We start from the raw sequence: 11,970 nt of genomic DNA, 5'->3' as shown, positions 1-11,970 counted from the left end.
TTGTGACATAATGATAACACATGGAGGAATGAACACAATAACAGAATGTATCCTTCATGAAATACCAATGCTTGTTTACCCGGTTTCTCCGGATTGGGACCAGCCAGGCAACGGTGCCAGGGTCATGTACCATAAAATTGGCCTCAGGGGCGGCATATTTATAGATTCACAAAAAACGATCATAAAAAAGCTTGGTCTCATAAAGGCAAATTATGATTTCTACAAAACCAATATTCGTCACATGAAGACTCAGTTAGAGAAAAAAAACAATTCTTTTGAAGCGGTTGAAATAATAGAAGACCTGATCAGAAAAAACCAAAAAGGAATATGACATCTGCAAACATCCATAAGATAAAATCCTCATTCATCAAGACTGATAAAAGGATTCCTGCCGCGATAGGTTGCCTTGCATCGGTATTGAGTTATTTTGGCCATAGCTTTCCTATTCACGAATTTCATAAATCCATTATGGACGGGAAACATAAACTCAGTTTGCACGGAATCATGGAAGCAGCCCGCGCTGAAGGTTTTGCGGCAGAAGGTTACGAGGGAGACATAAGTTTTATGAAAGAGTTTTACAAACCTGTCATTCTGCCCTCAGAAAAGAAGACCGGTTATGATTATTGTTTTACATTGTATGGATGGAGCAACAAGAAATTCGTAATAGGCGATCCTCACTGGGGCATTGTTGAATACCGCGAAGATGAGCTGGATGCTGTATGGGTGTCAAAAGCCTTTCTGCTGATCAGGCCGGAAGAAGAAGTTTATAGAAAATAAAAAAAAATTCCTAACTTGTAAACTAAAGTCTTGGTTGACATTTTTGTGTTATTCGGTTTATACTGTATAAAGCAGCTTTGCAAATTTCAAAAACAAATCCAGTCATGGCCCCACTCATTTGTTCATCAAGGATCCCGGCGGTTTTTACGGTAATAATATTAATGACGGTTGTCGCTTGCGGCGTGCAAAATGATAATGAGGCCGCATCTCTTGCCAGGAGAGAGCATTATGCAGAGGTCATTGAAGTCCGTACAGCTCCCGTCGTAAGGGGCAGCTTTGCCAGAGAACTTATTACAAACGGACGCCTGCGGGCAGTAACCGAGGCTACAGTACATTTCAGGGTGAACGAAATGATAAAAGAGGTCAACGTGATCAACGGCCAATGGGTCAATAAGGGTGACCTCCTGGCAGTCCTCGAAGAGTTCCCCTTTACTTCAAGGCTTGAAAGAGCGCTCGACCAGGTAGAAAGGACGAGACTGGAGCTGGAGGATGTGCTTCTGGGGCATGGCTACTTCCTTCGCGATAGCCTGAGAGTGCCCGAACATATCTGGAACATGGCGCGGATAAGAAGCGGCTATAATGCAGCGCTCAACGATCTGGCCGAGGCGCGTTACCAAATGAGCGGCACAAGGTTAAAGGCACCGGTAAGCGGCGTTATAGCGGGACTTGAAGCAAAACCACATAACCACAGTTCGGCTTACCAGAACTTCTGTGTAATTGTCGACAACAGTCAGCTTGAAGCACGATTTCCGGTTCTGGAATCTGAAACCTCAATGATTGCTGCAGGTCAGACGGTAGAAGTCAGGCCCTTTGCCGCAAGAGATAAATCTTTCTCCGGAAAAGTAACAGGTTTTGATCCAAGGGTTGATGAACAGGGTATGGTGATGGTAAGGGCTCTTGTTGATAACCCCGCAGGGGAACTGATCGATGGCATGAACGTGCAGGTGATCATTAAAAGAGAGATGACCGGTCAGCTCATAATCCCGCGTGAGGCCCTGGTGCTCAGACAGGGCAGGCAGGTGGTGTTCACCCTTCAGGATAGCCTGGCGATGTGGAACTATGTTGAAACCGGCCTTGAAAACAGCCGGCAGTTTACTGTTAATGAAGGCCTCACCGAGGGTCAGGAAGTGATAATATCCGGAAATTTCAACCTGGCGCATGAAACACGGGTAAAGAGAGCTGACTGAGATTAATAACCAAACGGCACCCATGGATAGTCCCACCGTCAAATCCACCTCCCCTGCCCTGCTGCCATTCGGACTGTCAGCGTTTACCACGAACGTCATTTTCGTGGTGCTGATAATAGGCGGATTATCTATGGCTCCCCTTACCTCCTTCAAATTCCTGCCCTCACGCACCCTGCCATCTATTACTGTAAGCTATATGTGGCCAAACATCAGCGGCAGGGTTGTGGAAATGCAGGTAACCGGACCACTCGAAGGTGCGTTTTCCACCGTAAGGGGTATAAGGGAGATCGAGTCCAGCTCGTATCGTGGTGGCGGCTGGATAAGGATTACCTACGACAGGACGGCCGACATGGATGCCGCCAGATTTGAGATAGCTGCCCTTATAAGGCAGGTTTACCCCAAACTGCCTGAAGGTGTCAGCCGTCCCCTTCTTACCCTGAACAGGCCCGACGACAGTGAGACCGCACTGCTAACCTATACAATAAACGCGAATACTACTGTTTTTACCATTGGAAGGTATGCTGAAGATGTTGTAAAAAGAAGGCTTGCTGATATCCCGGGTATCTATTCGATTAATATTGACGGCATGCTACCGTTCGAATGGAATTTGGAGTATGACCCGCACAAGATGCATGAGCTTGGAATAGACCAGAATACCCTGAGGGCCGCTATCCATAACTACCTTGCAAACAGGGAACTCGGACAAGTAATTATTGATCGCCGTGATGAAAGGGAAAACAGGGTTAACCTACGGCTGAAAGGCAACAGAAACGAAAGTTTCAACTGGGAAGATATACCTGTGGCAGTATCGGGGCAAAGGATAATAAGATTGACTGAAGTGGCCACCCCCGCTTTTGTTGAGCAAAAGGCTACAAGGTACTACAGGATAAATGGCCTGAGCACGGTCAATATGACCATCTACGCCGAAAGGGGAGCAAATCACCTGACTGTTGCCCGTGAGATAAAGGAAAGGATAAGGCTTCTTCAACATGAGCTGCCCCCGGGGTTTTCTATAACCATCGCCCATGATTCGACCGGATTTCTCAGGGCCGAGCTCAACAAAAACATAATGCGCACAGCTTTTTCACTTCTGATCCTCCTGTTGTTTGTCTACCTGGTAACACTGCAGCGCCGCTACCTTTTCATAGTTGCCATAAGCCTTCTGGCAAATATTATTATCGGCTTTATGTTTTATTTCCTGCTTGGCGTTGAAATCCACCTGTATTCCCTCGCGGGCATCACGGTGTCACTGGGAATACTGATAGACAATACAATAGTGATGATAGACCACCTGCGCCACAAGAAGAACCTCAGGGTTTTCATTGCGCTGCTGGCAGCTACTCTGACAACCATCGGTGCACTGTCGGTAATATTTTTCCTCGACGAGAACCAGAAGGTGAACCTTGTGGATTTTTCGATGGTGGTGATCATCAACCTCGCCATCTGCCTGTTTATAGCGATCTTTTTTGTGCCGGCGCTTATGGAGAAGATACCCCTTAGAGTGAAAAAGTCAGCCCGGATGGTACGGAGAAAAAGAATGGTGGCCGGGTTCAACGGTTACTACCGCAGGTTCATAGCTTTTGGCAGGAGATACAGGATAGCTTTTATCATCGCCGGAGTTCTTGGCTTCGGTATTCCGGTATTCTGGCTGCCCGAAAAGATTGAGGGTGAAAGGTGGTACAATTCGGTGTATAATTCAACACTGGGCAGCGAAACTTACAACAAGTCAATAAGGCCGGTAGCCGACAAGGTGCTGGGGGGCACTCTCAGGTTATTCGTCTACCACGTATCAGAACGGTCATTTTTTACTCAGCCCGAACGAACAAGACTCCATGTATGGGCTTACCTGCCCGAAGGATCAACAATAGATCATTGCAACTCAGTGATGGAAGACTTTGAGAATTTCCTGGCACGGTTCGATGAGGTAGAGCAATACCACACCCGTGTACATGGACCCGAAAGGGGCAGTATTGAAATTCATTTTTACCCTGAACATGAGAACACCTTCTTTCCGTTCCGGCTTAAAAGCCTTCTGGAACAGAAGGCAATCTATTCAGGGGGAGCCGATTTCACGGTTTATGGTGTCGGACAGGGTTTCTCTAACCGGTTATTTGACCGGTCAAGTCCCGGAATAAGGCTTACCGGCTATAATTATGAGATGCTGATGTCATATGCCGGCAGGGTAGCCGGGAAGCTTGAAAATCACCCCCGCATACAGCGCGTTCACCTTCAATCCAGCCGCAATATATGGCAGCTTGACCTGAGAACGGAATATTATATGGACTTCGACAAAGAAGCCCTTACGAGACTGGGGTATTCAATACCGGGCGTTTATTCATATCTCACAAGCCTATTTATACATGATTCGGGCCCTTTCGGGGAAATGTCCGGCGGCGAGTACGTGCCAATGAGATTAAGGTCAGGCAGCGCAGATGAACTTGGCCTGTGGGATGTGAAGAATACCATGATCGGCGGAAGAAGCGGCAGGGCATTCAAATTAAACGAAGTTGCCGGGATATCACGCACCAGGGCTCCCGATGCTATATCAAAGCTCAATCAACAGTATTTCTTAACCCTGATGTACGATTTTATTGGTCCGCAAGAGCTGGCAAGGATGGTCAGAGACCGTGAAATTGAGGAGGCAAATGAGTGGCTGCCACTTGGTTTCAGGGCGTTTGACCCTATGGAAGGGTTTGTCTGGAGATTTGGTGAACAAAGGCAATACAGCCTGATACTGCTGGTGATATTGATAATATTCTTCATATGCGCCATTTTGCTGGAATCGTTGCTGCAGCCGCTTGCCGTAATACTGATGCTACCCCTCTCCTACATCGGGGTGTTTCTTACATTCTACCTTTTCAACTTCAACTTCGACCAGGGCGGTTATGCAGCTTTCCTCTTCCTTAGCGGTATAGTTGTCAATTCGGCCCTTTATATATTGAATGATCTCAATAACCTGCGAAAAAGCAATCCGGGACTAACAGGCATAAATATGTACATTAAGGCCTACAATGCCAAGATCATCCCTGTTCTGCTCACGGTCATATCGACCGTACTGGGACTAACCCCCTTTCTGATGACCGGGCGTACGGAATCGTTCTGGTTCGCGCTTGCGGCGGGGACTATCGGGGGACTGGCTTTTTCGGTGGTTATGCTTGTAATATTTCTTCCGTTGCTGATTAGAGATGTCAAACCAATAAATAGTCCGCTACCAGCTAAAAATGTGACCGGACCATCTCTGTGATGTGGCTGATGTATAAATATAGCAGATTATGAAGAGGCTTATAAAATGCTTTGAGAAATGGTAAAATTCCTTATAAACAGGCCTGTTGCCGTTATTATGACCTTCCTGGCGCTTGTATTGCTGGGTTTGGTGAGCGGGGGACTGCTTCCTGTGTCTCTTTTGCCTGATATCCAGATACCCGAAATAACGGTGCAGGTATCCCATCCAAATACATCGGCCAGGGAACTGGAGAATACTGTAGTAAGCCCCCTCAGACAACAGTTGCTGCAGGTGGGCAGACTCACTGATATCGGGAGCGAGACGCGTGATGGTAACGCACTTGTACGCCTCAGGTTCACTCACGGTTCGAACATGGATTACCTCTACATCGAGGTAAACGAGAAAATCGATGCAATTATGGGTAACCTGCCGGCTGATTTTGAAAGGCCAAGGGTAATAAAGGCAAGTGCATCTGATATTCCTGTTTTCTATCTCAACCTTTTTATTGACAGCCCCGTAACCGGAGATGATCTGAACCGGTTCCTGGAGTTAAGCGAATTTGCCGATTGGGTCATTCGAAAGCGTATAGAGCAGCTTCCTGAAGTTGCAATGGTCGATGTTAGCGGACTCGTGTACCCGGAGGTATCGGTGATACCCGACCAGGGGGTCATGAGGGGACTGGGCCTGACACACGAAGATATAAGGCTGGCTATGGAGCAGAATAACGTCACCCTGGGAAGTCTTATGGTACGTGACGGGATATACCAGTACAATGTGCGATTTACATCAACACTCCACACAGTAGAAGATGTAGGGAACATAATGATCATGGCAGGCAACAGGTTGTTCAGGCTGCAGGAACTGGCAACGGTCAGGCTACGCCCGCGGGAGCCCGGGGGGCTCTTCCGGTATAATGACAAACCTGCAGTGAGTATGGCAGTTATAAAACAGTCCGAAGCCCGCATGAACGACATGAAAGAGGCTATGACAGATCTTACAGCCAGTTTTGAAGAAGATTACCCGCAAATTCGTTTTGAATTGTCAAGAGACCAGACCGGCATTCTGAACTATACTATCAGAAGCCTTAGAAATAACCTGATCCTTGGCGGCAGCCTCGCCATCCTCATCATGTTCCTGTTCCTCAAAGATGTACGGTCTCCCTTCCTGATAGCCATGAGCGTGCCGACAGCACTGATAATAAGCCTGCTCTTCTTCAATCTCACGGGACTGTCGCTCAATATCATCTCACTTTCCGGACTTATCCTTGGTGTGGGTATGATGATCGACAACTCGATTATCGTAATTGACAATATTACCCAGCATATCGAAAGGGGCCATCCTCTGCACGAAGCATGTATCAGGGGCACCAATGAGGTGATAAGGCCGCTTATATCATCTGTACTGACCACTTGTGCGGTATTTATCCCCCTTATTTTCCTCAGCGGCATTGCCGGAGCTCTCTTCTATGATCAGGCCATTGCAGTGGCATCGGGATTATTTGCATCACTCGTGGTATCAGTAACACTTATCCCAACCCTCTATCATCTTGTCCACCTCAAAACAAGGCGCAAGAATGATAAGAAGCACCTGCGGTCGCTACAGGTGTTCAGGCTTGAGAATGCCTACAACCGTGGTTTCGATCTCGTTTTTAAATACCGCCGTCTGGCTATGGGTGGCTTTGTATTGTTGCTGATCATTGCAGGCGCACTGTATCTGCTCCTGCCACTTCAAAAAATGCCGCCGCTCAGGCAAACCGAAACTGTCATGGTTATCGACTGGAATGAAAACATACACCTCGATGAGAACAATACAAGGGTATTATTTCTTACCGGTAGCTGCAACGGACTGATAGTCGAATCCGGAGCCTACACAGGCAGGCAGCAATTCCTGTTAAACAGGGATATGGATCTCGACATTTCACATGCACACGTTTACCTGAGGTCCCCCGACCCGGAATCACTCTCATCGCTGGTTGAAAGATTGCAATCGCTTGTTGCCGGAAACTATCCCCTGGCCAGGGTAAGCTTTGAACCACCTGCAAACGTGTTCGACCGTATATTTGAATCACAGCAGCCCCCGATGGTAGCCAGGATAACAAGCATCAGGGGACAAAGAGTTCCTGATGTGGAAAAAGTTACCGGAATAACAGGGAGAATAACCGCCAGATATACAGATGCAGAAATACAACCTTTACCCGTTGGAGAGAACCTGGTACTGGGAATACGTCCGGACAGGCTGCTGCTATATAAGGTAAACCAGAATTTCCTGTACTCACAGATACGAACAGCACTCGACCAGTACGAAATAGGCAGGCTCAGGGCAGAGCAGACACTTGTACCCATTGTTCTGGGAGAAGAAGAGAAGGTCATAGAAGAGATCATCGGCACACTGCAGGTTAGAAATTCCGAAGGGGTGAACATCCCGGTCTCCGCCCTGGTCGATACCTGGAAAGAGACCGGATACAGCACCATAACTGCGGGAAGAGAAGGGGAATATATACCGGTAGTGTTCAATAATCCCGGTAGCAGGCCTGGAGGACTTGTCGGTGGAGTCGAACAGATTGTAAGGCAGGATGAAACACTCGACGTTAGCTTCGCAGGTAGCTGGTTTGAGACCAGGATACTGATACGTGAAATGATGCTCGTGATTCTTATTTCCCTTTTGCTGCTGTATTTCATACTTGCAGCCCAGTTCGAATCATTGCTCCAGCCGCTTATCGTGATGCTTGAAATACCGATGAACCTGGCAGGTGTGTTCCTTGCACTCTATATTGCAGGAGCCGGTATCAATATCATGTCTATGATCGGAATCGTGGTTATGGCCGGTATTGTTATCAATGATTCCATATTGAAAATTGATACCATAAACCACCTCAGGGCAGCCGGCATGCCTCTAATGGAAGCCTTGCATACCGGCGGTACCCGGAGACTTAAGCCAATAGTGATGACCAGCCTTACGACAATCCTCGCCCTTACGCCGGTGCTTATTAGCCGCGATATGGGATCTGAACTTCAGGAACCTCTCGCACTTGCAGTAATCGGAGGGATGGCAATGGGCACGCTCGTAAGCCTCTACTTTATTCCACTTGTTTACTGGTATTTTTATAATTGATATGAATACTCTGCAATATACACTCCACCTGTGTCATGCCCCCATCTCCAAATAAATATGAAATCAGTTGATTATCTGCAGATCTTCTAATAATAACCGGATTTCTTGTTTTTTATCTTTATAAAACCTATTGTCAGATGAAGAAAAGCTGAACAGATAGACTACTGCATTGCCCTGGATAAACCATTCGGTTTCATAAAAGTCAAAATTTTTCCCAGTATCAGGGTCTCGCAGGATAGCGCTGACTACTATCAGAAATAATTTACTGTTCATCTTGTATTAAATCATATAGTTTAAATCTGACAACATTACTTTCAATATATTCGCCTGTCGGGATAAGCAGCCCATATAACCAACCTTCTTCCTCATCTACAGCAATAGAATACAAAACATGATTTAGCCTGTAGCAGGCAAGTGGATGCCCTTGCCAGGAAAACACGTGTAATTCTGAATAACCTGTATCTGTTTCTTTATTTATATCGTCTTCGTATATATTTAGGTTAAGTGCATATATATACTTATCGGTTAAATAAATATCATAATAATAATGCTTCAGGTCACCAGGTATCGGATTAGCCGGGTTAGTATAAAACTGAGGGTTTCGCGGACTGTCATTAAACAGAATGGAAAAAAGGTGATCTGCATTGACTGAGAAAACATCAATCTGCTTAAATAACTGCAAAGCAGAAACTATTTTTGAATTATCTGGCTTAATCCTTATCGGTCCGATATATAGGTTAGGGATCATTTCAGAGTCGAAAGGCAGAATATTGACCTCAGGAAAATAATCAACCCTGGAAAAATGGTTAGCTTCCATGTCAAAATGAAAAAGTCTGCCTTTTTCTGACAATGCCTTGCCGATCAGATTTCCATAAGTCAAAACAAAAAGGTCTGAGGGGTGAAAAATATACTGACCAATAACCGGAATTTTTTCATCGATTACTATATCATTATTTTTCAAGGAACTGGTAATATTTAGTAACTCTAACCTGTTTCTGTCACCTCTAATCCATAAGCTGATTGATTCATTATACTTTATAATATATTGCCCTGATTCTTGAACAGCAAAATATTCATTTGGTCCCCTGCCCCGGTTCCCAAATGAACTTAAATAATCTCCGTTGATTTTATTATATACATAAAAGAAAACATCATTACACATATTCCCGTTTTTCAGGATCAATAGTGAATCAATTATCAGAATTCTTTCCGGGCAAAGAGGCAAAGGTTCATAACCGATATATTCTCCTGTGACTGAAAATTCAACCAGGAACTCATCAACTATTTTGATATTAAGATCTTCAGCAGTATTACATCCCGCTGCCAATAATAAAATAATCCACAGATAATGTTTCATTTTACACTAAATATTGAGGATTGATGCTGCTATAAACAGGCCTGAAGCTATTGCTATAATTATTTTCCTTTTCATAATTGCAGTTTAATTTTTTGATCATTACTTTTAAATTTACAAAATCAGGAGCTTGAAAAACTGAATGGCTTGAATATCTTTATATTGTTCCCGAACAGGACGTACCCGTTCAATTATTCCTGTCTCCCGGCATATTCACCTCCTTTCTTTTAGAAGGGGAGCCTGAAGAGGAAGCATATGGCAATTGAACTATTGTTGCTTCCTCTTCTTTTAACCCCAGGGTTATTGTCATATATATCCGAATCCTGCATAGATTCAGAATCTTGATCCTGGATTAAAAGACTTCTGAATTCAAGTTAATACTAATTGTATCATTTAGCAAATCATTCTTGCAGAATGCATTACTTTTTTGTGAATGACCTGAAATAATTGTGAATGGCTATCTTCTATAAACAACCATTTGCTCTCAAAGATGGAACCGTTTATAGAAATCTAATGTACTTTTTCTTTTCGATCTGGATATAAACCTATCATAACTTCTTCCCAAGATTATATAGAGAACTTTAAACTTATCTCCTGTATCAAGCGAATCAATCCTTATCTGCCACTCTAAAACCTTGGATAGCAAGGGAAGCAGCCATCTTTAAGGTAGACCAGTGAGATGAAGGGGAACCGGTCGCGGAATTCCCCGAAAGGGATTACCATGTCTCCCTGCCGGACTGATTCTAACATCCCGATCTCAACTGTTTTACCCAATGTTTCCTTTTATAATTTATTGACAGACTTTATTTACAATATCTTCCTGTTTCAATCGAGAATTAAGGAATATAGGAATCCTTACTATATCTCCCATAGAGGTGGAACCATAAGCATATTTATCGTTTTGATCCACGAACAAACTGGAAATACCTTCATCTAGAGTAAAATGAATTAGAGGGTTCCCTTCCCAATCAAAAACTAAGAGATGCTTACCGTACATCGATCTTATATGTGTTTCCCGGGAATCTGGTATTAAATCTGAATATATAGCATATACAAACCCGGAGGTTCCTGCAAGCCCCCGGTATCCCCGGGTGTCAGAAGTTGCCCTGGCTGAAGTAGCGCCAGCTATTGTCCTGATTTCAATGTCAGGTAAAGTGGTAATTATTTGATTTGTTATTATAGGAGTTCCATTACTTATTGTAAGAAATTGTAATACACCTCCATTGCTAAATGCCCTGACACATTTATCATCACTCGGATGACATACTATAAAACCTTGATATGCTATAGCTAACAAATATGGCTCAATATTATTATACTTCTCATTGAGCGGATAATCAATGTATGAGCCAGTATATTCTCCTTCATGAATTATCCCATACATGCCTTTCTCGAATAATCCTATACCGATTATGGTTTTAGGATTTACCTGTGATGCACGGAGAAATACGGGGCCTTCAGGAATTGCATGAGAGGTTGGCAGATAATTTTCTGAATTTATCAGGCTGTCAATAGAGTAAATATCCAGCCTGTTTCTGTAAAGGACTTTAAGATTTCCATGTTCTGGTGATTGGAAAATAAATTGCGGTAGCATAGGATATTCTCCCGGGCCTCTGCCTTGTCTGCCAAATCTCTTAACGGGTCTTTTATTCTTCAGGTCATATATTTGATAGTTATAGCTCCCCTGAATTTTCATTAATAACAAAGTATCTAACATAGTAATCCCATAACCATTAATCTCATTATTTTCAAATAACAGGTTTGTGGAGACACTTACCTTGTGTTCAAACATATCAAATAGTTCATGGGGGTTAAGTTTTTTTTGATTGCATCCAAGAATAATTGGTATTGTTCCACTAATAGTTATTGAAATAATCAGCAAGCGCTTGGTGTTCAGAAATATTAAAACATATTTGTTAAGACAAAGCATAATCGATAGTAGTTTTGAATGATAGTATTTCATATACAGTGAATCACCATGGTTTGAAAAAGAAGCCACACACATAATAATAAGCAAAACAAGAATTGCAACTTATGTGGGCTTATTCTTGATTACATGCTTAAAAAAAGTGGACAAGTCAGGGGAGGTCCGATCAATTTTATTTTGTTATCAGGGCCAATCAGAATGCTCCTGTCCAAAATCTCTCGTTCGATTACCATGTTATTGTCAAGGAACCTGTAATCCGGGTCCATAACCACATAAGGCTGAACATTTGGCAATATATAATCAGACTCGTATTCTGCAAGATTATCTATAAACCTCTCATAACTTCTTCCCAGGATAATATAAAGAACTTTAAAATTATCGGTCGAGTGTA

9 protein-coding genes are annotated in these 11,970 nt (G+C 43.8%); 5 read left to right on the top strand and 4 right to left on the bottom strand.

Features of this window, described 5'->3' with window-relative positions; translation table 11 throughout:
- The 5 genes from EA408_13190 to EA408_13170 form a co-directional block, all read left to right on the top strand.
- Positions 1-331, top strand: a 331-nt coding sequence (locus EA408_13190; GenBank protein TVR68710.1) for a hypothetical protein, incomplete at its 5' end; no start/stop codon positions are given.
- Positions 328-777 carry a hypothetical protein gene (locus tag EA408_13185; GenBank protein ID TVR68709.1) on the top strand — a complete coding sequence of 150 codons (450 nt, stop codon included), beginning with the start codon at positions 328-330 and terminating at the stop codon, positions 775-777. The genes EA408_13190 and EA408_13185, both read left to right, overlap by 4 nt.
- 104 nt (positions 778-881) lie before the next feature.
- Positions 882-1,964, top strand: coding sequence for an efflux RND transporter periplasmic adaptor subunit (locus EA408_13180; protein TVR68708.1), 1,083 nt, complete (start codon positions 882-884; stop codon positions 1,962-1,964).
- A gap of 22 nt (positions 1,965-1,986) precedes the next feature.
- Complete coding sequence (locus EA408_13175; GenBank protein TVR68707.1) at positions 1,987-5,208, top strand: efflux RND transporter permease subunit; 3,222 nt, start codon at positions 1,987-1,989, stop codon at positions 5,206-5,208.
- Positions 5,209-5,265: 57 nt separating this feature from the next.
- Positions 5,266-8,298: an efflux RND transporter permease subunit gene (locus EA408_13170; protein ID TVR68706.1), complete on the top strand. Its 3,033-nt coding sequence runs from the start codon at positions 5,266-5,268 to the stop codon at positions 8,296-8,298.
- A 63-nt stretch (positions 8,299-8,361) separates the two neighbouring features.
- On the opposite strand, the gene EA408_13165 is transcribed toward EA408_13170, so the two are convergent.
- The 4 genes from EA408_13165 to EA408_13150 form a co-directional block, all read right to left on the bottom strand.
- Entirely contained in the window at positions 8,362-8,571 is a 210-nt protein-coding gene (locus EA408_13165) for a hypothetical protein (protein TVR68705.1), read from the bottom strand.
- Positions 8,561-9,655, bottom strand: a complete 1,095-nt coding sequence (locus EA408_13160) for a hypothetical protein (protein ID TVR68704.1) — start codon at positions 9,653-9,655, stop codon at positions 8,561-8,563. The genes EA408_13165 and EA408_13160 overlap by 11 nt, the downstream gene beginning before the upstream one ends.
- A 787-nt stretch (positions 9,656-10,442) precedes the next feature.
- A complete protein-coding gene (locus EA408_13155) occupies positions 10,443-11,669 on the bottom strand; it encodes a hypothetical protein (GenBank protein ID TVR68703.1) in 1,227 nt (408 codons plus the stop codon).
- A gap of 35 nt (positions 11,670-11,704) precedes the next feature.
- Positions 11,705-11,970: hypothetical protein (locus EA408_13150; protein TVR68702.1), on the bottom strand; the 266-nt coding region annotated here is incomplete at its 5' end.

The organism is Marinilabiliales bacterium (assembly GCA_007695015.1).
In the GTDB taxonomy this organism is placed as follows: Bacteria; Bacteroidota; Bacteroidia; order Bacteroidales; family PUMT01; genus PXAP01.
This window is presented reverse-complemented; position numbering and strand designations above follow the sequence as displayed.